Here is a 21,022-nt window from a genome sequence, read left to right as displayed (position 1 = left end):
TCCGCCCGCTCCGGCGAGCGGACACAATGGGGGGATGACCGACTCCCTGGCTGACCCGCACCTGCGCTTCCCCGCCGCTGCCGCCCCCGCCGCCGGTGCGCCCCGAGACATCGTGATCCTGGGCTCCACCGGCTCGATCGGCACCCAGGCCGTGGACGTGGTGCGGAGCAACCCGGACCGCTTCCGGGTCACCGGACTCTCGGCCGCGGGCGGGCGCGTGGAGCTGATGGCCGAGCAGGCGCGCCAACTGCGCGTGGCGACCGTCGCCGTGGCCCGCGAGGACAAGGCGGGGGAGCTGCGCGCGGCGCTGCGTGCCGCGTACGGGCCGGGGGAGACCCTGCCCGAGGTGCTGGCGGGCCCCGACGCGGCCACCGAACTGGCCGCCTCCCCGTGCCACACGGTGCTCAACGGCATCACCGGCTCCATCGGCCTCGCGCCCACCCTCGCGGCGCTGAAGGCGGGCAGAGCGCTGGCCCTGGCCAACAAGGAGTCGCTGATCGTCGGCGGCCCCCTGGTCAAGGAGCTCGCGGCCCCCGGCCAGATCGTGCCCGTCGACTCGGAGCACTCGGCGCTCTTCCAGGCGCTGATGGGGGGTACGCGGGGCGAGGTGCGGAAGCTTCTCGTCACCGCCTCGGGCGGCCCGTTCCGCGGCCGTACGCGCGCGGAGCTGGCCGAGGTCACCCCCCAGGACGCGCTGGCCCACCCCACCTGGGACATGGGCCCGGTCATCACGATCAACTCGGCGACGCTGGTGAACAAGGGCCTGGAGGTCATCGAGGCCCATCTGCTGTACGACATTCCGTTCGACCGCATCCAGGTCGTGGTCCATCCGCAGTCGGCCGTCCACTCGATGGTGGAGTTCACGGACGGTTCCACGCTCGCCCAGTGCGGCCCCCCGGACATGCGGCTGCCGATCGCGCTCGGCATCGGCTGGCCCGAACGGGTGCCCGACGCGGGGCCCGTCTTCTCCTGGACCGAGGCGATGTCCTGGGACTTCTACCCGCTGGACGAGGAGGCGTTCCCCTCCGTCCCCCTCGCCTGCCACGTGGGCGCCCTCGGCGGCACGGCCCCCGCGGTCTTCAACGCGGCGAACGAGGAGTGCGTCGAGGCCTTTCTCACGGGGAGGCTGCCGTTCACCGGCATCGTGGATACGGTGGCGGCTGTGGTCGAGGAGCACGGCACCCCGGACGGAACCGGGCTCACGCTGTCCGATGTCCTCGAAGCCGAGACCTGGGCGCGGCGGCGCGCCCGTGAACTGGCGCAGAAGGCGCACACAGCGCAGACAGCGGAGGCCCGCGCATGACGACGTTCATGACCATCCTCGGCATAGTCGTCTTCGTCGTCGGCCTGCTCTTCTCCATCGCCTGGCACGAGCTGGGGCACTTCTCCACCGCCAAGATGTTCGGCGTGCGCGTGCCGCAGTTCATGGTCGGCTTCGGACCGACGATCTGGTCGAAGCACAAGGGCGAGACCGAGTACGGCATCAAGGCGATCCCCCTCGGCGGCTACATCCGGATGATCGGCATGTTCCCGCCCGGCGACGACGGTGCCATAAGGAAGCGCTCGACCTCGCCGTTCCGCGGCATGATCGAGGACGCGCGCGCGGCGGCATACGAGGAGCTGAAGCCGGGCGACGAGCACCGGATGCTCTACACGCGCAAGCCGTGGAAGCGCGTGATCGTGATGTTCGCCGGGCCGTTCATGAACCTGATCCTGGCCGTCGTGATCTTCCTGACGGTCCTGATGACGTTCGGTGTGAACACCCAGACGACGACCGTGTCGTCCGTCTCCAAGTGTGTGATCCCCGCCTCGGCGCAGTCCGACAAGTGCCCCGGCGACGCCAAGGACTCCCCGGCGAAGGCCGCGGGACTGCGGCCCGGCGACAAGATCGTCTCCTTCGACGGCCGCAAGGTCGAGGACTGGGGCGCCCTCCAGCAGCACATCCGCGACACCACGGGCCCCGCCACCCTCACCGTCGAGCGGGACGGCGAGACGAGGACGCTGCACGCGAACCTCATCGAGAACAAGGTCGCCAAGTCCGACGGGAACGGGTCCTACGTCCCCGACGAGTACGTCACGGCGGGCTTCCTCGGCTTCACCCCGGCCAGCGGCATCGTGAAGCAGGACTTCCCGCAGGCCGTGGACCGCATGGGCGACATGATGGAGCACGGCGTGCAGGCCCTCATCGACCTGCCCGGCAAGGTGCCCGACCTGTGGAACGCGGCCTTCGACGGGGGCGAGCGCAAGCAGGACTCCCCGATGGGCGTGGTCGGCGCCGCCCGGGTCGGCGGCGAGGTCGTCTCCCTCGACATCCCCGCCAGCCAGCGCGTCGCGACGATGCTCTTCCTGGTCGCCGGGTTCAACCTGTCGCTGTTCCTGTTCAACATGCTGCCGCTGCTCCCGCTGGACGGCGGACACATCGCCGGCGCGCTGTGGGAGTCCGTACGGCGGATGTTCGCCAAGGTCTTCCGGCGGCCCGACCCCGGCCCGTTCGACGTAGCGAAGCTCATGCCCGTGGCGTATGTCGTGGCGGGGATCTTCCTCTGCTTCACCCTGCTCGTCCTGGTGGCCGACGTGGTGAATCCCGTGAGACTCGCGGGATAGGCGCACGGCCCCTGGCGTGCGGCTCGTCCGGTTGCGCCCCGCACGTTTACGGTGCGGGGCGTCACCCTTTCCCGTAGTCGGCGGGGATCGATGTGCCCCGAGGTGCGACGGTGCCGTAATCTCGGTGGCCTGGAGCCCGTCGAACCCGGGACTGAACGACACCGTTGGGGTTGCACGCTGATGACAGCGATTTCGCTCGGAATGCCGGATGTTCCGGCCAAGCTCGCCGACCGGAGGGTCAGCCGGAAGATCCATGTGGGCCCGGTGGCGGTCGGCGGTGACGCGCCGGTGTCCGTGCAGTCGATGACGACCACCCGTACCTCCGACATCGGCCCGACGCTGCAGCAGATCGCCGAGCTGACCGCCTCGGGCTGCCAGATCGTGCGGGTGGCGTGTCCCACGCAGGACGACGCGGACGCGCTCCCGGTGATCGCGAAGAAGTCCCAGATCCCGGTGATCGCCGACATCCACTTCCAGCCCAAGTACGTCTTCGCCGCCATCGAGGCGGGCTGCGCGGCGGTGCGGGTCAACCCCGGCAACATCAAGAAGTTCGACGACCAGGTCAAGGAGATCGCCCGCGCGGCCCAGGACCACGGCACCCCCATCCGTATCGGGGTCAACGCCGGATCCCTGGACAAGCGGCTCCTGCAGAAGTACGGCAAGGCCACCCCCGAGGCGCTGGCCGAGTCCGCGCTGTGGGAGGCCTCCCTCTTCGAGGAGCACGGCTTCCGCGACCTCAAGATCTCCGTCAAGCACAACGACCCGGTCGTGATGGTCAACGCCTACCGGCAGCTCGCCGCCCAGTGCGACTATCCGCTGCACCTGGGCGTGACCGAGGCCGGACCCGCCTTCCAGGGCACCATCAAGTCCGCCGTGGCCTTCGGCGCGCTGCTGTCCGAGGGCATCGGCGACACCATCCGCGTCTCGCTGTCCGCGCCCCCGGCCGAGGAGTGCAAGGTCGGCATCCAGATCCTGGAGTCCCTCGGGCTGCGCCAGCGCCGCCTGGAGATCGTCTCCTGCCCCTCCTGCGGCCGCGCCCAGGTGGATGTCTACAAGCTGGCCGACGAGGTCACCGCGGGCCTGGAGGGCATGGAGGTCCCGCTGCGCGTGGCCGTGATGGGCTGCGTCGTCAACGGCCCGGGCGAGGCCCGCGAGGCCGACCTGGGCGTCGCCTCCGGCAACGGCAAGGGCCAGATCTTCGTCAAGGGCGAGGTCATCAAGACCGTCCCCGAATCCAAGATCGTCGAGACCCTCATCGACGAGGCCATGAAGATCGCCGAACAGATGGAGAAGGACGGCGTCGCCTCCGGCGAACCCGTCGTCACCACCGCCGGCTGACCCCACCGCCCGCGCCGCCACCGCCCACCGCCGACGCCGCCACCGACGCCGCGCCAAGCCGCCGCGCCCGGAGGTACAGTGCGAGAGATCGTTCCTTCTCTCCCCTGGACCGCACGGTGAGGCACCGACACCTTGTTGACCACCACCTCCACCCGGGTCGTCGAGCCGGCTGAGCTCGACGAGGTGCTCGCCGTGCTGCGGCGCGAGCCCGTCAACAACGCCTTCGTGGCCTCGCGCGTCCAGGCCTCCGGCCTCGACCCCTGGCGGCTCGGCGGCGAGATGTGGGGCTGGTACGTCGACGGGCGCCTGGAGGCCCTGTGCTACGCGGGCGCCAATCTCGTCCCGCTCTGCGCCGGACCCGAGGCCGTCCGCGCCTTCGCCGAGCGCGCCCGGCGCCAGGGCCGGCGCTGCTCGTCGATCGTCGGCCCCGCCGGGCCGACGGCCGCGCTCTGGGCGTACCTCGAACCGCACTGGGGCCCGGCCCGCGAGGTCCGGCGCAACCAGCCGCTGATGGTCACCGAGCACATGCCGTCCGGCATCGAGCCCGACCCGTACGTGCGCCGTATCGCCAAGAACGAGATGGACATCGTGCTGCCCGCGTGCGTCGCGATGTTCACCGAGGAGGTCGGCGTCTCGCCGCTCGCCGGGGACGGCGGGCTGGTCTACCAGGCGCGCGTCGCGGAACTCGTCGGCTCCGGACGCTCGTTCGCGCGCATCGAGGACGGCCAGGTCGTCTTCAAGGCCGAGATCGGCGCCGCCACCCCCCTCGCCTGCCAGATCCAGGGTGTCTGGGTGGCCCCCGAGCGGCGCGGCGAAGGCCTCTCCGAGACCGGGATGGCCGCCGTGATCGGGTACGCGCTGCGCGACATCGCCCCCGTCGTGAGCCTCTACGTGAACGACTACAACACCCCCGCCCGCGCCGCCTACCGCCGCGTCGGCTTCCGCGAGGTGGGGGCGTTCATGAGTGTGCTGTTCTGACGTGCTGTGCCCAGAGGGGCGGAGGAAGTAGCCTCCCGGCCATGCTGCATACATCCGGGGGGCCGCCCCCGGACCCACGGAAGCCGGTCATCGGCCCGCTCGACCTCGCCGCCCGCGTGGACGACGCCCTCGCGGTGCAGGCGGTCGCCTTCGGCCTCACCGACGACGAGATCGGCGTCCGCAGGCACATCGTGCAGCGCCACATGACCTCGCCCGGCGCCCGCGCCCTCGGCGCCACACTGGAGGGCGGCCGCCTCGTCGGCTTCGTCTACGGGATGCCCAACGACCGCACGCAGTGGTGGTCCACCGTCGTCCACCCCTATCTGCGCCAGGAGGGGCACGACGCCTGGCTGAGCGACTCCTTCGTCATCACCGAGCTGCACGTCCACCCCGCCTTCCAGCACCGCGGGCTGGGACGTTCCCTCATCACGACGCTCACCGACGGCGCCGCCGAACCCCGCTCGCTGCTCTCCGCCATCGACACCGACAGCCCGGCCCGCGCCCTCTACCGCAGCCTGGGCTACCAGGACCTGGCGCGCAGGGTCATGTTCCCGAGTGCGCCGAACCCGTACGCGGTGATGGGGGCCTGGCTGCCGCTGCCGAGGAGCTGAGCGGAACGCATTTCCGTGCGGCGGGCGCGGGCCGATAGGCTCCGTACTCATCTCTCCCTTTCCAGGCCCCGAGCAGGAGTACCCCATGGCAGCCCGTGTCCAGCGCTTGTCCCGGTCGATGCTGAAGACGCTGCGGGACGACCCGGCGGACGCGGAGACGCTCAACCACAAGCTGCTCGTCCGCGCCGGATACGTGCGCCGTGCCGCCGCCGGGATCTGGACCTGGCTGCCGCTCGGCAAGCAGGTGCTGGAGAACGTCACGCGGGTCGTGCGCGAGGAGATGGACGCCATCGGCGGCCAGGAAGTCCTCCTCCCGGCCCTCCTCCCCAAGGAGCCCTACGAGGTCTCGGGGCGCTACGAGGAGTACGGCGACCTCCTCTTCCGCCTCAAGGACCGCAAGGGCGGCGAATACCTCCTCGGGCCCACGCACGAGGAGATCTTCACCCAGACGGTCAAGGACCAGTGCACGTCCTACAAGGACCTGCCCGTGATCCTGTACCAGATCCAGACGAAGTACCGGGACGAGGCCCGCCCCCGCGCCGGGATCCTGCGCGGCCGCGAGTTCACGATGAAGGACTCGTACAGCTTCGACGTCTCCGACGAGGCGCTGGAGGAGTCCTACAAGCTGCACCGCGAGGCGTACCAGAAGATCTTCCGCCGTCTCGGCCTCGACTTCCGCATCGTCTCGGCGATCTCCGGCGCGATGGGCGGCTCGGCCTCCGAGGAGTTCCTGGCCCCGGCCCCCGCGGGCGAGGACACCTTCGCACAGTGCGCCGCCTGCGGATACGCGGCCAACACCGAGGCCGTCTCCGTCACCGTCGCGCCCTCCCCGACCGAGGGCCACCCGGCCGTCGAGAAGCTCGACACCCCGGACACCCCCACCATCGAGACCCTCGCCGCACACCTGGGCGTCCCGGCCTCGGCCACGCTGAAGAACCTGCTGGTGAAGGTCGACGGCGAGATCACCGCCGTCGGCGTCCCCGGCGACCGCGAGGTCGACATGGGCAAGCTGGCGGAGATCCTCGCCCCGGCCGAGGTCGAGCTGGTCACCGCCGAGGACTTCGTCGGCCGCGACGACCTCGTACGGGGCTACATCGGCCCGCAGGACGGCATGGCGGGCAAGGCGTTCCGCTATCTCGCCGACCCCCGCGTCGCGCCGGGCACCTCCTGGATCACGGGGGCCAACGAGGACGGCAAGCACGCGAAGAACGTCGTGTGCGGCCGGGACTTCGAGGTCGACCAGTACCTCGACGTCGTCGTGGTCGAGCCCGGCGACCCCTGCCCGAACTGCGGCGAGGGCATCGAGCTGGACCGCGCGATCGAGATCGGCCACATCTTCCAGCTCGGCCGCAAGTACGCCGAGGCCTTCGAGCTCGACGTCCTCGGCCAGAACGGCAAGCCGGTCCGCGTCACCATGGGCTCCTACGGCATCGGCGTCTCCCGCGCGGTCGCCGCGCTGGCCGAGCAGCACGCCGACGAGCAGGGCCTGTGCTGGCCCCGCGAGATCGCCCCGGCCGACGTGCACATCGTCGCCGCGGGCAAGGCCGCCCAGACCGAGGCCGCCCTCGACGCCGCCGAGAAGCTGGGCGCCGCGGGCCTCCGCGTCCTCGTGGACGACCGCGCGGGGGTCTCCCCGGGCGTGAAGTTCACCGACGCGGAGCTGATCGGCGTCCCCAAGATCCTCGTCGCGGGCCGCGGCATCAAGGACGGCCTCTACGAGCTGAAGGACCGCCGCACGGGCGAGAAGGAAGAGCTCCCCCTGGACGAGGCGATCACCAGGCTGAAGGCGTACGCCGAGGAGTCGTAGGCCTGCCCGGCCCCGTGCCGGGCAGGCCTAGAGCCAGGTCGCGAAGTCGAGGAGCATTTCGCCGTCCTCGCGGTTCCCGCAGGCGAGGTTGCGCACGCCCGACTCGACCGCCCGGTACAGGGTCCAGCCCCGTACCCGGTCGCGGTCGACGTCGAGCGAGTCGGCGAGCTTGTGGACGCGGCGCCGCGAGGAGGACGCGGCGCCGCTGGACGCCATCAGGTCGTGCAGCCGGTCGCGGGCGAGCCGCGCCAGATCGTAGGCGGGCTCGCCCACCAGCGGGTCGGGTCCGACGGCGAGCCACGGCGCGCGCTCGCCCCCGCCGAGGACGGCGCCCTGCCGGAAGTCGCCGTGCAGCAGCACCCGTTCGCCGTCCTCCGGCTCGTTCGCCAGCAGCTCGGCGCGGGCCTCCAGCGCCGCGTCCACCAGCGGCCGTACCTCCTCGGGCGCGGCCGCGCGCATCAGCGCCGCCTCGCGCCCAGTGTGCGCGGCGACGGTCTCGAACACCGTGCCGTCCGCCATGTCGTCCGGCCCGGCGGGCACCCACAGGCGCCGTACGATCGACAGCGCCTCCAGCGTGGCCTTCGCCTCCGGCAGGGAGCGCAGCGACACCTCGCCGTGCAGCCGCTCCAGCAGCAGCACGCCCTCCTCCGGTTCGGCCCGTACGAGCCGGACCGCGCACAGCCCGTGCCAGCGGGTCAGGGCCGTGCTCTCGCGCAGGGCCCGTTCGCGTACGGGCGCGCCGTCGGGCGCGACCAGTTTCAGCGCCGCCGGGGTGCCGTCGGCCTGCCGGACCAGCACCACCACGCTGCTGCGGCCGCCGGGGGAGACCACGCGCTCGGCCGTCAGCTCCCACCTCTCCAGCCAGCGCCGCACGAGCCCGGAGAGCCCTGCCAGCCAGGCGTCGGCCGTCGTGACCGCCCCCGCGTCGGGCTGCGCCTCCAGGGCGCGTACGAGCCGCTGCGGCGGATCGAGAGGCAGTGCGGAAGCCATTCCTGGACGGGCCTTTCGAGGGAAGGGTCAGAGCGTGTCCGGGGCGCCCGTGCCGCTCGGTGAGGCCGAGGGCGCGCCGGAGGGCGACCCCGACGGGGCGGGCGGCGCCGCCTCGGAGGCGCCGAGCTCGGGGAGCCCAGGGAAGGCTACGCCGCTTCCCTTCCAGCGCGTCGACCGGATGGCGGCCTCGCGCAGCGCCCCCGCGGCGTCCCGCCGCCGCGTTCCCTCGCTTGCCCGCACCAGGTCGGCGTACACCCCCGCGAGCCGGTCCTCCAGCTCGGCGGCGAGCCGCACGGCGGCGGCGCCGTCGGGGACGGCGAAGGGCAAGGCGTAGGCCGCGGCGGCCGGTTCGGGCTCGCCGCCGAGGTCGCGCACGGCGCGGCGGAGGGCGTCCCGGCGCGCGCGGTGCGCGTCGTACGCCTCGCGGGCCTCCTGCTTGCGGTCCTCGTCGACGCGTCCGCCGACGACCCCGTAGCCGTAGACGGTCGCGTGCTCGGCGCGCAGCGCGGCCTGGACCGCGTCGAGCTGCTTCATCCCTCGTCCCCGTTCCTGCCGTCCTTCTCGTCCCCGGGCTTCTCCTCGTCGAGGAGCCAGGCGTGCGCGGCGTCCGCGGCGGCGATCGAGGCGAGGAGCCGGGCCAGCTCGGGCGGGGCCTCGGCGAGCGCCTTCGTACGGGAGTCGGCCAGCCGCCGTTCGGCGCCGGCCAGCGCGCGCAGCGCCTCCTTCTCGTCGCCGGGCACGGCCGCCTTGTCCGGCGCCTTCTCCGCGTCCCGGCCCGAGGGGCTGGGCGTCGCCGACGGGCGCGGCGAGCCGGGGGAGGCGGAGCCCGGGGGCGAACCGGAGGGCGAGCGCGAGGCGTCCTCGGAGGCGCCCGCGCGGAGCGTCTCCGCGTGCCGCGCCACGGCGTCCCGCAGGGGCCTCAGCCGCGCGGCGAGCGCGGTGTGGGCGGCGGCCGTGCCGTCGTAGCGCGCGAGCAGCGCCTCGCTCTCGCGCGCGGCCCGCAGCCGCGCGCGGCGTACGGCCGCCGTGTGCTCGGCGTCGGTGGTCCCGCCGGAGTCCCCGGTGCAGCCCGCGACGAGGGCGGAGGTTCCGAGTCCGGCGGTGCTCAGGGCCCCGGCCAGAAGGGACCGCCGGCGCAGGCCCGCGGCGAGCGTGGACGGCGTGAGCGGCATGGTGCACTCCCTGGCTAGGGGCCCGGCCGAGGGCCTCGCCCGTACATATGAGCGTCGCGTGGCGGTGATCACCGCCACGCGAGCGTACCCGTGCGCGCTCCCACCGTTCCGTCGGCCACCCCGCCACGCCCCATGCGTACCCGGACGTCCCACACATCCCGGCTGTCCCCGCCGGGTCGGCGCAGCGCGCCACAGACGATAGGCTTGGGCGGCGACACGCCCCCGTCACAGGCCCCCTACAACAGCACACGCGGCCGAGGAGTCACCCGGATGAGCACCACCCAGAGCGAGAGGCTGCGCGGACTGCTGGAACCGCTTGTCAGCAAGAGGGGGTTCGATCTCGAAGAGATCGAGGTGACCCCGGCGGGAAAGCGGCGCGTTCTGCGTGTCGTCGTGGACGCTGACGACGGGGTCCAGCTCGACGCCTGCGCGGAGCTGAGCCGGGAGCTGTCCGGTGTGCTGGACGAGACCGACGCCATGGGCGGCTCCCCGTATGTGCTGGAGGTCACCTCTCCCGGCGCCGACCGCCCCCTGACCGAGCAGCGGCACTACCGCCGCGCCGTCGGGCGGCTGATCAAGGCCCGGCTGACCGAGGAGGCCGGGGGCGGCGAGCTGACCGCCCGTATCACCGGCGTGGACGACGAGGGCGTCGACCTGGAAGTGCCGGGCGTCAAGGGACGCAAGCCCACGGAGCGCCGCCTCGCCTTCGGCGAGATCGAGAAGGCGCGCGTGGAGATCGAGTTCAATCGCAAGGCCGCTGAAAAAGCGCAGCAGAAGTCCGCGGCCGCAGACGACGAGAGCCAGGAGGAGGCGTAGCCGTGGACATCGATATGAGTGCCCTGCGAGGGCTGGTGCGGGAGAAGGAGATCTCCCTCGATCTGCTGGTCGAGGCGATCGAGTCGGCTCTCCTCATCGCGTACCACCGCACCGACGGCAGCAGGCGCGACGCCCGGGTGGAGCTGAACCAGAAGACGGGCCACGTCACGGTCTGGGCCAAGGAGAGCGCGGACGACCTGGAGGAGGGCGCCGAGCCCCGCGAGTTCGACGACACCCCGTCGGGCTTCGGCCGGATCGCCGCGACGACCGCGAAGCAGGTCATCCTCCAGCGGCTGCGGGACGCCGAGGAGGAGGTCACCTTCGGCGAGTACGCCGGGCGCGAGGGCGATGTCGTCGCGGGCGTCGTGCAGCAGGGCAAGGACCCCAAGAGCGTGCTGGTCGACATCGGCAAACTGGAGGCGATCCTCCCCCCGCAGGAGCAGGTGCCGGGTGAGGACTACGCACACGGGACGCGCCTGCGTACCTATGTGGTGCGGGTCGCCAAGGGCGTGCGCGGCCCGTCCGTGACGCTCTCGCGCACCCACCCGAACCTGGTGAAGAAGCTCTTCGAGCTGGAGGTCCCGGAGATCGCGGACGGCTCGGTCGAGATCTCGGCCATCGCCCGTGAGGCCGGTCACCGCACCAAGATCGCCGTACGCTCCACGCGCTCGGGGCTCAACGCGAAGGGCGCCTGCATCGGCCCGATGGGCGGCCGTGTGCGCAACGTCATGGCGGAGCTGCACGGCGAGAAGATCGACATCGTCGACTGGTCCGAGGACCCGGCGGAGCTGGTGGCCAACGCACTCTCCCCGGCCCGGGTCAGCAAGGTCGAGATCGTGGACCTCGCCGCCCGCTCGGCCCGGGTGACCGTGCCGGACTACCAGCTCTCGCTCGCCATCGGCAAAGAGGGGCAGAACGCCCGTCTCGCCGCCCGGCTGACCGGCTGGCGCATCGACATCCGCCCGGACACGGCCGACGGCGGTGCCCCGGAGCCGGGCCCGGCGCGGGACCGCGCGGCCGAGCAGGGCTGAGCCCCGGGGCCCGCGGCGGCGCCGCAGGACTCGGGAGAGTAACGACGCCCTTACCCCCCAAGGGGTCGGGCGCTTCGGGGAGGTAGACTTAAGAAGTGTCTGGCCGGACGCGCGCCAGGGCGTGCCCTCAGCGAACATGTGTGGGTTGCCGGGAGCGCTCGGACAAACGCGGTCTGTTGCGTGTGGTGCTGACCGGGGGAAGCTGTATCCCCGATCTTCGCGGTACGCTGCCCGGCCGGGGTGCGTATCTGCATCCCGTCTCGGCCTGCCTGGAGCAGGCCGTCCGCCGCCGGGCGTTCAACAGGGCCTTCCGGGGTCCGGGTCCGTTCGACATCGCGGATCTGCGCGAGCACGTGGAACGGATGGAGCAGGCCGATCAGGCAGCACCGTAAGACAGGCCCGCACGGGACCGCCGTGCGGGAGTGGTACCTCGCGAGTTGGAAGTAGGTCGAGATTGCGATGAGCACTCGATGAGTACGCGATGAGTACGCCCATGCATAAGTAGCGAAGGTCCGGCGGACGATCCCCCGGGCCGTAAGGAGCGAAGTGGCTAAGGTCCGGGTATACGAGCTCGCCAAGGAGCTTGGGGTAGAGAGCAAGGTCGTCATGGCCAAGCTCCAAGAACTTGGTGAATTCGTCCGTTCGGCGTCCTCGACGATCGAGGCGCCGGTAGTCCGCAAACTGACTGACGCGTTCGACGCGGGCTCTGGTGCCAACGGCGCCAAGAAGAAGTCCGCAGCGAAGCCCGCGGCGCCCCAGCAGGCCGCCGCGAAGCCCGCCGCGCCGACCGCACCCAAGCCGGGTGCGAGCGCGGCTCCCAAGCCGGGTGCCCCCAAGCCGGGCGCCCCGAAGAGCCCCGAGGCCCCGGTCACGCCGGCGGCCGACGAGGGCACGACATCCGAGGCGCCCGCTCCGGGTGCCCCGAAGCCGGGCCCGAAGGCCCCGGCGACCCCTGCCAAGCCGAGCCCCGCGCAGCCCGTGACCCCGGCGAAGCCGGAGTTCACCGCGCCGCCCGCGCAGCAGCAGGCCCCGCGTCCGGGTGCCCCGAAGCCGGGCCAGGCGCCGAAGCCGGGCCAGGCCCCCAAGCCGGGTGGCCAGGGCGGTCAGGGCGGTCAGGGTCAGGGCGGTCGCGGTGAGGGCCAGCGCGGCCCGAAGCCGGGCGGTCAGGGCCCCAAGCCGGGTGCGCGCCCCTCGGGTCCGCGTCCGGGCAACAACCCCTTCACGTCGGGTGGTTCCACCGGCATGGCGCGCCCGCAGGCGCCCCGTCCGGGCGGTGCCCCCAAGCCGGGCGCCCCGAAGCCGGGCGCGCCCAAGCCGGGCCAGGGTCCCGGCGGCGGTGCGCAGGGCGGCGGCCCGCGTCCGCAGGCCCCGGGCGGCGGTCGCGCCACCCCGGGCAACATGCCGCGTCCGCAGGCCCCGCAGGGCGGCCCGCGTCCGGGCGGCGGCGGTGGCAACCGCCCGAACCCGGGCATGATGCCGCAGCGTCCCGCCGCGGGCCCGCGTCCCGGTGGCGGCGGTCCCGGCCGCGGTGGCCCCGGTGGCGGCGGCGGTCGTCCCGGCGGCGGTGGCCGTCCGGGCGGTGGCGGCGGCTTCGGCGGCCGTCCCGGTGGCGGCGGCGGTCCGGGCGGCGGTGGCCGTCCGGGCGGTGGCGGCGGCTTCGGCGGCCGTCCCGGCGGCGGTGGCCGTCCGGGCTTCGCCGGCCGTCCCGGCGGTCCCGGTGGCCGCGGTGGCACGCAGGGCGCCTTCGGCCGTCCCGGCGGACCGGCCCGTCGCGGCCGCAAGTCGAAGCGGCAGAGGCGCCAGGAGTACGAGCAGATGCAGGCGCCGTCGGTCGGCGGCGTGATGCTGCCGCGCGGCAAGGGCGAGACCGTCCGGCTGTCGCGTGGTGCCTCGCTGACGGACTTCGCGGAGAAGATCAACGCCAACCCGGCGTCGCTGGTCCAGGTGATGTTCAACCTGGGCGAGATGGTCACAGCGACCCAGTCGGTCTCCGACGAGACGCTCCAGCTCCTCGGCGACGAGATGAACTACACGGTTCAGATCGTCAGCCCCGAGGAGGAGGACCGCGAGCTGCTCGAGTCCTTCGACATCGAGTTCGGCGAGGACGAGGGCGGCGAGGAGAACCTGGCCGCGCGTCCCCCGGTGGTGACCGTCATGGGTCACGTCGACCACGGTAAGACGCGCCTTCTGGACGCCATCCGGAAGACGAACGTCATCGAGGGCGAGGCCGGCGGCATCACCCAGCACATCGGTGCCTACCAGGCGTCGACCGAGGTGAACGGCGAAGAGCGCAAGATCACCTTCATCGACACCCCGGGTCACGAGGCGTTCACCGCCATGCGTGCGCGCGGTGCCAAGTCGACGGACATCGCGATCCTCGTGGTCGCGGCGAACGACGGCGTGATGCCGCAGACCGTCGAGGCGCTGAACCACGCCAAGGCGGCCGAGGTCCCGATCGTCGTCGCGGTCAACAAGATCGACGTCGAGGGCGCCGACCCGACCAAGGTGCGCGGCCAGCTCACCGAGTACGGCCTGGTGGCCGAGGAGTACGGCGGCGACACGATGTTCGTCGACATCTCCGCGCGCCAGGGGCTGAACATCGAGGAGCTGCTGGAGGCCGTGGTCCTGACCGCGGACGCCTCGCTCGACCTGCGGGCCAACCCCGACCAGGACGCGCAGGGCATCGCGATCGAGGCCCACCTCGACCGCGGCCGCGGCGCCGTGGCGACCGTGCTGGTCCAGCGCGGCACGCTCAAGGTCGGCGAGACCATGGTCGTGGGCGACGCCTACGGCAGGGTCCGCGCGATGCTCGACGACAAGGGAGAGAACATCAAGGAGGCGGGTCCCTCGACCCCCGTCCTGGTGCTCGGTCTCACCAACGTCCCGGGCGCGGGCGACAACTTCCTGGTGGTCGACGAGGACCGTACGGCCCGTCAGATCGCCGAGAAGCGCGCCGCCCGCGAGCGCAACGCCGCCTTCGCCAAGCGGACCCGCCGCGTCTCGCTGGAGGACCTGGACAAGGTGCTCAAGGCGGGCGAGGTGCAGCAGCTCAACCTCATCATCAAGGGCGACGCGTCCGGTTCGGTCGAGGCCCTGGAGTCCTCGCTGCTCCAGCTCGACGTCGGCGAAGAGGTGGACCTGCGCATCCTGCACCGCGGTGTGGGTGCGGTCACCGAGACCGACATCGACCTGGCGACCGGCTCCGACGCGATCGTGATCGGCTTCAACGTCCGCGCCGAGGGGCGCGCGACGCAGATGGCCGAGCGCGAGGGCGTCGACGTCCGCTACTACTCGGTGATCTACCAGGTCATCGAGGAGATCGAGGCGGCCCTGAAGGGCATGCTCAAGCCGGAGTACGAGGAGGTGGAGCTCGGCACCGCCGAGATCCGCGAGGTCTTCCGCTCCTCCAAGCTGGGCAACATCGCCGGTGTCATGATCCGCTCCGGCGAGGTCAAGAGGAACACCAAGGCACGCCTCGTGCGCGACGGCAAGGTCGTGGCGGAGAACCTCAACATCGAGGGCCTGCGCCGCTTCAAGGACGATGTCACCGAGATCCGCGAGGGCTTCGAGGGCGGTATCAACCTCGGTTCCTTCAACGACATCAAGGTCGACGACATCATCGCGACCTACGAGATGCGGGAAAAGCCGCGCGGCTGACACAGCGGCGCGACTGATCCGGTAACTCGGTGCCGGGGCCGGTCGGCGGAGACTTATTTCCGTCGATCGGCCCCGGCCGTTGCGTGTACGGTTCGAGTGACCCGCACGCACCTCTCACGCCCCCCGGGTGGCTGTACCCGCACCGTATGTACGTAGGGACTCTGTCCTTCGATCTGCTCCTCGGCGACGTACGGTCGCTGAAGGAGAAGCGCTCCGTCGTCCGCCCGATCGTCGCCGAGCTGCACCGCAAGTACGCGGTGAGCGTCGCGGAGACCGGCGATCAGGACCTCTACCGCAGGGCCGGTATCGGCCTCGCGGCGGTCTCCGGGGACGCGGGGCACCTCACCGAAGTGCTGGACCGCTGCGAGCGGCTCGTCGCCGCGCGGCCAGAGGTGGAGCTGCTGTCCGTACGCAGGCGGTTCCACACCGATGACGACGCATAAGCATCAGCAAGGAGACGGACCAGTGGCCGACAACGCTCGGGCTAAGAAGCTCGCGGACCTCATCCGTGAGGTGGTCGCGGAGAAGCTGCACCGGGGCATCAAGGACCCGCGGCTCGGCACACATGTGACCGTCACGGACACCAGGGTCACCGGCGACCTGCGGGAGGCCACGGTCTTCTACACGGTCTACGGCGACGAGGAGGACCGCAAGGCGGCCGCGGCCGGCCTGGAGAGCGCCAAGGGCGTGCTCCGCTCGGCCGTCGGCGCCGCGGCGGGCGTGAAGCACACGCCCAGCCTCACCTTCGTGGCGGACGCGCTCCCGGAGAACGCGAAGACGATCGACGAGGCGCTCGCCCGCGCCAAGGCGGCCGACGAGGAGGTCCGCAAGGCCTCCTCCGGCGCGTCCTACGCGGGAGAGGCCGACCCGTACCGCAAGCCCGGAGAGGCGGGCGAAGAGGACGAGGACGGGGACGTCTGAGCCGGTGGCACGCAAGAGAGACAACGGCCCCGGCGGGCTCCTCGTCGTCGACAAGCCCGCCGGGTTCACCTCGCACGACGTCGTGGCCAAGCTGCGCGGCATGGCCCGTACGCGTCGTGTGGGGCACGCGGGGACGCTGGACCCGATGGCGACCGGTGTGCTCGTCATCGGCACCGAGAAGGCGACCCGGCTGCTCGGCCACCTCGCGCTGACCGACAAGCAGTACGTCGCGTCCGTGCGGCTCGGGCAGGACACCGTCACCGAGGACGCCGAGGGCGAGTTCACCGCCTCGGCCGGTGCCTCGGGGCTCGCCCGTGAGGCGGTGGACGCGGGCGTCGCCAAGCTCACCGGGGACCTGATGCAGGTCCCGTCGAAGGTGAGCGCGGTGAAGGTGGACGGCAAGAGGGCCTACGCGCGCGTGCGCGAGGGCGAGGACGTCGAACTGCCGCCCCGCCCCGTCACCGTCTCCTCCTTCCAGGTCCTGGAGATGCGCGAGGACACCGCCGAGGACGGCACGCCCGTCACCGACCTCCTGGTCTCGGTGGTGTGCTCCTCGGGCACGTACGTACGGGCGCTGGCGCGCGATCTGGGCGCCGGGCTCGGCACCGGCGGGCACCTGACGGCGCTGCGCCGCACCCGTGTGGGGCCGTACGGGCTGGACGGGGCGCACACGCTCGAAGAGCTTCAGGCACATGTCGACAAGGAGGAGCCGCTTCCGCTGCTCCCGCTGGGGGAGGCCGCCGCCGCGGCGTTCCCGCGCTGGGACGTCGACGAGGAGCAGGCCCGGCTGATCGGCAACGGGGCCCAGTTGAGGATGCCTGCCGACCGCGACCGGGGCTCCGGGCCTGTGGCGGTCTTCGGGCCGGGCGACCGGTTCGTCGCGCTGGTCGAGGAGGCGAAGGGGCGGGCGAAGAGCCTCGCCGTCTTCGTCTGAGGCCCCTTCCGGGGCCAGTCGGATTCCCCATCGTGGGGCGGGCGCCGGCACACCGTCGGCGCCCGCCCCACGATCCCCCTCCTGATCCCCATGTCTCTATATCCACTCGGAGACTCTGTTTCACCCCAACGGGCAGGCGCTCGGAGTGAATCATGGGCGCGGACGGGGGCGCGTTCGTTCCGCGACCTGTCGCCGCTGATCAACTCCGCTCTACGGTCGGGGAGCGGGGCGTGCCAGCGGGGAGGTTCGGCGATGTCTGCGGAGCGTGGAGAGCCCGCGCCGGTGCGGATCTGCGACCTTGCGGGGCGGCCGCGGGGCACCGGATTCATGGCCGACGACCTCGGCACCCTGGTCACCAGCCACGAGGCAGTCGACGCACTCAGCCGCGTCGTCGTGCACGCGCCCGGTGACCGTACGTTCCTCGCGGAGAGCGGCGACATCACGCCGCTGCCCGAGTGGGACCTCGCGTTGATCCGTACCACGGGGCTGGGGGTCGCGCCCCTGGTCATCGGGGCCGAACGGCCGCGCACCGAGGGCACCGAGGTCGTCCTCGGCGTCTGCGGCGGGATCACGGCCCGGCTGAACGGCGCGGTCAGCGCCACCTACACCTCCACCGACCGCTTCCACCCCCTGGAACAGGTGCTGGAGCTCGCGCTCCCGGAGGCGGCCTGCGTGCAGCTCCGGCTCAGCATGCGCGCCTCGGGCACGCCCGTGCTGGACGTCGCGACCGGCGCGGTCCTCGGCGTCCTCGGCACCGCGCTGCATGTGCCGGGCCGCGTCGCGGGATACGCCGTGCCGCTCTACGCGGCGGGCGTGCTGGCACCCGAGGGGCCCCTCGGCGTACTGCTGCGCCGCAACGGCGCGGGCGTCCCCGGCTTCGGGCCCGACCTCAATCTCGCGGGCGCGCTCCAGCTCACGGCCACCTCGGTGGGCCGGGCCGTCGAGCGGTGCGGGCACGCGGTGGCGCGTCCGGAGATCGCCGCGGAGTTCACGGAGTTCGCGGACTCCGGCGCCTCGGTCGCCGGGCTCGTCGGCGACCCGGGCACCGGCCGTACGACGGAGCTGGCCGCCTTCGCGGCGCGGCGGGCGCTCGGGGCCGCGCCCGAGCCGACGGTCTGGCTGCGCGGCGCGGACCTGCGGTCCGGGGACGGCAGCGTACGGGAGGCCGTCGGACGGGCGCTGGACCAGGCCGCGCGGATCGTCGCCGCCTCGCACGGGGCCGCGGGAGCGGCGGGCGCCGCGGGGGCCGCCGGGGACGACGGAGACGCCGGGCCCGCCGGAGCCGCCGGGGACGCGGTCGGGCCCCGCGGTGCCAATCCGGACGTCGTCGCGCGGCTGGCCCGTGACGCGCGGCGCCCGCTGCTCGTCCTGCTCGACGCCCCCGAGGAGATGCCGCCCCAGCTCGCCCACGGGCTGCGGCAGTGGACGGTCGGCACGTCGAGTTGGCTGCGCGCCTCGGGGGCACGCATGGCGGTGGCGTGCAGGCCCGAGTACTGGGAGCAGGCGGGGGCCCTCTTCCCCCGCGACATGCTGTACGTCCCCCGGGGCGCGGCGTGGAGCGGCGGCGTGCGTACGGACGAGGCCCGTGCGGGCGGAGCGCGTACGGAAGCGGCGCGTGCGGGCGGAGCGCGGGTGCCGGTCGCGCGCGGGGTGGCCGGGCCCACGGGCCCCGGGCAGGGCGGCGCCGCGCTGCCCCCGTGTGTACGCCTCGGTGACCTGCCGCCGCGGCAGGCCGCCCGCGCGCGTGCCGGGTACGGGCTGCCGGAGGGAGCGCTCTCCGACGCCGACGCCGGGCATCCGCTCGCGTTGCGGATGCTGTCGGAGGTGCGCGCGGCACAGGCGCCCGACGCGGCCCGCGCGCCCCGGGTGCCGCGGCAGGGCGGGCGGAGGGCCGAGGGGCCGGTGGCGGAGGGGCTGCCGGCGCGGGCCGAGATCCTCTCCGCCCACCTCGACCTCGTGTGCCTGCGCATCGCGGTGCGGCTCGCGGCGGGCGAGCGGCCCGTTCCGGCGGCGGGCGAGGTCCGGCGGCTGGCGGCGCGCGTCGCGGGCCAGCTCCACGAGGCGGCCCGGCGCTGCCTGGGGCCGGGGCAGGGCGGGCTGGACCGCAGGTCGTTCGAGGAGATCTTCCCCTGGGGCGGCGGATGGGCGTCCGCCGTGCTGGGGGAGGGCGTGCTCGTACCGGCGGGGGAGGGATACCGGTTCGCGGACGAGGAGTTCGCGGACTGGCTGCAGGGCCGCCACCTGGAGCTGGACGCGGCGCTGGACACGCTGGTGCACCGCAGGGACGAGCAGCCCGTGGCCGTTCCCGTGCCCCGGCACCGCATCGGCCCCGTCGTCCAGTCCCTGCTGCTGTGCGGGCGCAGGGACGGGCCGGGCGCGCTGGCGTCCAGGCTGCGCCCGCTGGTCGACGCGCTGGCCGCGGGCGATGCGGGCGGCGTGGGGGATACGGGGGGCGCCGGGACGACGGGCGGGGACGCCGCGTGGTGGGCCGCGCATCTGCTGGGGGAGACGCTGCTGCGCGTGCCCGACGCGCGCCCGTACGCGGGGGTGCTGCGCGCGCTGGCGGAACGGATCGCCGAGCTGGCGGCGGATACGGGCGGCGAGGGCTTCGCCGACGGGCCGCTCGGCCACGGCTTCGGGCCCTGGTTCTGGCGGCGGCTGCCGCTGGGCACCCGCGCGAAGGCCGAACTGCTGCGGCTCCTGCTGCCCGCGGACAGCCCGTACGGGGAGGGCGACAGGTTCCTCGACGTGCTCGGCGAACTGCTCGTCGCCGAGCCGCGCACCGTGCAGCCGCTGCTGTGCGACTGGTTCAGCGATCTGCGGGCCCTGCCGCGTCGGCCCGGCACCCGGCCCGAACGCCTCGCGCCGACCGTCGCCACCGCCGCGCAGGCGCTGCTGCACACCCACCGGCGGCACGCCGTCGACGATCTCGTCGAGGCACTGGTGGGCGCCGCGCACCCGCGCGCGGACGAGCTGCTCGCCGAGCTGGTGCACGACGAGCCGTCGGCACTGTGCCGCGCCGTCGACAGGTGGGCGCACGACGACCGGGTCGAGCGCCGGGTCGCCGCCGCGACATACGCGGTACGGGTCGCCGTCCGCGCCCGTACGGAGGCCGACCGGGAACTGTTGCGGTACACGGCCCTCGCGCTGCTGCGGCACCCCGGCGACTGCTCGCTGCACGGGCCCGCGCTGGCGCTGCTCGTACGCGATCCCGGGAGCCGTTCGCGCTACGTCGACGCGGCGCTGGGCCGGTTCGCGGAGACCGGCGAACCGGAGCTGGCGAGCGCGCTGGGCACGGCGCTCGCCACCCATCCCGAGCCGGTCCTCTCGGCCTTCCACACGCTGCTGGCCGACCCCGCGTCGTCCCCCGCGGGGAGCGTCGCGCGGGCGCGCGCGGTGCGGGCGCTCGCCGAGGTGCGTACGCCCGCGCTGGCGCGGCGCGCCACGCTGCTCGTGCGCGAGTACGCGGAGCGCAGCCCGGACGAGGCACGCGGGCCCGTCGCCGGGTTCGTCCGGCGGCGGCTGGCGCACGGACCGTCGGCGCGGGCCGTGCTGCGGCCGTTCGTCGCGGAGCTGCTGGACCGCGGGACGACGGTGTTCCGGTCGAGCCTGGCCCGCGCGCTCGGCGCGGGCGAGGGCGCGCTGCGCGACGAACTGCTCGACCTGCTGCTGGCGAGGGAGAGCGACCCGCGCGTCCTCGACGCGGCCCTGGGCGCGGTGGCGCGGCGCGGACGGGAGCCCGAGGGCGGGGCCGGTTGTGGGGGCGGGGAGGGGGACGGCGAGACGGTGCGGCGCATCGGGCTGGCGATGGCCCGTACGCCGCGGGGCGCGGCGAGCTTCGACCGCGCCCTCGTGGAGCTGGCCCGCGAGCTGCCGGGCTTCGCTGTCGCCCTGCGCGCCTGGGTCGCGGACGCCCCCGACGCGTGGGCGGCGGTGATAGGGCCGAGCGCCCAGCACATGTGCGAGACGCTGGCGGAGGGGACGTAGGGACATAGGGACGTAGAGGCCTAGGGACGCATGACGCATTGAGAACGGGGGCCGGGCATAGGCGTGGGGGCGCGGGTGTTGCGGGGGAGGGGGTGTGGGGCGGCGGGCGATCCGGTCCGTACGGCATGGCACCCTTGGACCGGCGAGAAACCTCGCCGGTCATGGGCTTCGACACC

General features: G+C 73.3%; 17 protein-coding genes. 14 read left to right on the top strand and 3 right to left on the bottom strand.

The genetic code is table 11. From position 1 onward, the window contains the following. Positions 1–34: 34 nt before the first annotated feature. The 6 genes from dxr to ABD343_RS39255 all read left to right on the top strand — a co-directional run bounded on the left by dxr (position 35) and on the right by ABD343_RS39255 (position 7,338). Entirely contained in the window at positions 35–1,303 is a 1,269-nt protein-coding gene (gene dxr / locus ABD343_RS39280; protein WP_344535543.1) for a 1-deoxy-D-xylulose-5-phosphate reductoisomerase, read from the top strand. Then, on the top strand, positions 1,300–2,604 hold the full coding sequence (locus ABD343_RS39275; RefSeq protein WP_344535541.1) for a M50 family metallopeptidase: 1,305 nt from the start codon (positions 1,300–1,302) through the stop codon (positions 2,602–2,604). Before dxr ends, ABD343_RS39275 begins: the two co-directional genes overlap by 4 nt. Before the next feature lie 180 nt (positions 2,605–2,784). Further along, positions 2,785–3,942 (top strand): flavodoxin-dependent (E)-4-hydroxy-3-methylbut-2-enyl-diphosphate synthase, encoded by a 1,158-nt coding sequence (gene ispG, locus ABD343_RS39270; protein ID WP_344535539.1) that lies wholly within the window; start codon positions 2,785–2,787, stop codon positions 3,940–3,942. Between the two features lie 132 nt (positions 3,943–4,074). Beyond that, on the top strand, positions 4,075–4,920 hold the full coding sequence (locus ABD343_RS39265) for a GNAT family N-acetyltransferase (RefSeq protein ID WP_344535538.1): 846 nt from the start codon (positions 4,075–4,077) through the stop codon (positions 4,918–4,920). Between the two features lie 41 nt (positions 4,921–4,961). After that, positions 4,962–5,531, top strand: a complete 570-nt coding sequence (locus ABD343_RS39260) for a GNAT family N-acetyltransferase (RefSeq protein WP_344535537.1) — start codon at positions 4,962–4,964, stop codon at positions 5,529–5,531. Between the two features lie 85 nt (positions 5,532–5,616). Beyond that, complete coding sequence (locus tag ABD343_RS39255; protein ID WP_344535536.1) at positions 5,617–7,338, top strand: proline--tRNA ligase; 1,722 nt, start codon at positions 5,617–5,619, stop codon at positions 7,336–7,338. A 27-nt stretch (positions 7,339–7,365) separates the two neighbouring features. On the opposite strand, the gene ABD343_RS39250 is transcribed toward ABD343_RS39255, so the two are convergent. From ABD343_RS39250 to ABD343_RS39240, 3 genes are read right to left on the bottom strand one after another with little or no spacing between them, the layout of a single operon-like run. Then, complete coding sequence (locus tag ABD343_RS39250; RefSeq protein WP_344535534.1) at positions 7,366–8,328, bottom strand: aminoglycoside phosphotransferase family protein; 963 nt, start codon at positions 8,326–8,328, stop codon at positions 7,366–7,368. Between the two features lie 27 nt (positions 8,329–8,355). Next, the gene (locus tag ABD343_RS39245) at positions 8,356–8,862 is read right to left on the bottom strand and encodes a ferritin-like domain-containing protein (protein WP_344535532.1); all 507 of its coding nucleotides are present in this window, start codon (positions 8,860–8,862) and stop codon (positions 8,356–8,358) included. Next, a complete protein-coding gene (locus tag ABD343_RS39240) occupies positions 8,859–9,500 on the bottom strand; it encodes a hypothetical protein (protein ID WP_344535531.1) in 642 nt (213 codons plus the stop codon). The genes ABD343_RS39245 and ABD343_RS39240 overlap by 4 nt, the downstream gene beginning before the upstream one ends. A gap of 270 nt (positions 9,501–9,770) precedes the next feature. Between ABD343_RS39240 and rimP the strand changes: the two genes are divergently transcribed. From rimP to ABD343_RS39200, 8 genes are all read left to right on the top strand, one after another. After that, a complete protein-coding gene (gene rimP / locus ABD343_RS39235) occupies positions 9,771–10,316 on the top strand; it encodes a ribosome maturation factor RimP (protein WP_344535529.1) in 546 nt (181 codons plus the stop codon). 2 nt (positions 10,317–10,318) lie between these two features. Then, a complete protein-coding gene (gene nusA / locus ABD343_RS39230) occupies positions 10,319–11,347 on the top strand; it encodes a transcription termination factor NusA (RefSeq protein ID WP_344535528.1) in 1,029 nt (342 codons plus the stop codon). Between the two features lie 95 nt (positions 11,348–11,442). Then, on the top strand, positions 11,443–11,739 hold the full coding sequence (locus tag ABD343_RS39225; protein WP_344535527.1) for a YlxR family protein: 297 nt from the start codon (positions 11,443–11,445) through the stop codon (positions 11,737–11,739). A 154-nt stretch (positions 11,740–11,893) separates the two neighbouring features. After that, entirely contained in the window at positions 11,894–15,004 is a 3,111-nt protein-coding gene (gene infB / locus ABD343_RS39220) for a translation initiation factor IF-2 (protein ID WP_344535525.1), read from the top strand. A gap of 146 nt (positions 15,005–15,150) precedes the next feature. Next, complete coding sequence (locus ABD343_RS39215; protein WP_344535524.1) at positions 15,151–15,447, top strand: DUF503 domain-containing protein; 297 nt, start codon at positions 15,151–15,153, stop codon at positions 15,445–15,447. Positions 15,448–15,469: 22 nt separating this feature from the next. After that, positions 15,470–15,925, top strand: a complete 456-nt coding sequence (gene rbfA / locus ABD343_RS39210; RefSeq protein WP_344535522.1) for a 30S ribosome-binding factor RbfA — start codon at positions 15,470–15,472, stop codon at positions 15,923–15,925. A gap of 4 nt (positions 15,926–15,929) precedes the next feature. Next, positions 15,930–16,859, top strand: a complete 930-nt coding sequence (truB, locus tag ABD343_RS39205; RefSeq protein WP_344535521.1) for a tRNA pseudouridine(55) synthase TruB — start codon at positions 15,930–15,932, stop codon at positions 16,857–16,859. A 252-nt stretch (positions 16,860–17,111) separates the two neighbouring features. After that, positions 17,112–20,846, top strand: coding sequence for a trypsin-like peptidase domain-containing protein (locus ABD343_RS39200; protein ID WP_344535520.1), 3,735 nt, complete (start codon positions 17,112–17,114; stop codon positions 20,844–20,846). The last annotated feature ends 176 nt before the right edge of the window (positions 20,847–21,022 follow it).

Source organism: Streptomyces albiaxialis (assembly GCF_039530985.1).
Taxonomy (GTDB): domain Bacteria; phylum Actinomycetota; class Actinomycetes; order Streptomycetales; family Streptomycetaceae; genus Streptomyces; species Streptomyces albiaxialis.
The sequence above is the reverse complement of the archived record's forward strand: the minus strand, read 5'-3'. Positions and strand labels throughout refer to the sequence as shown.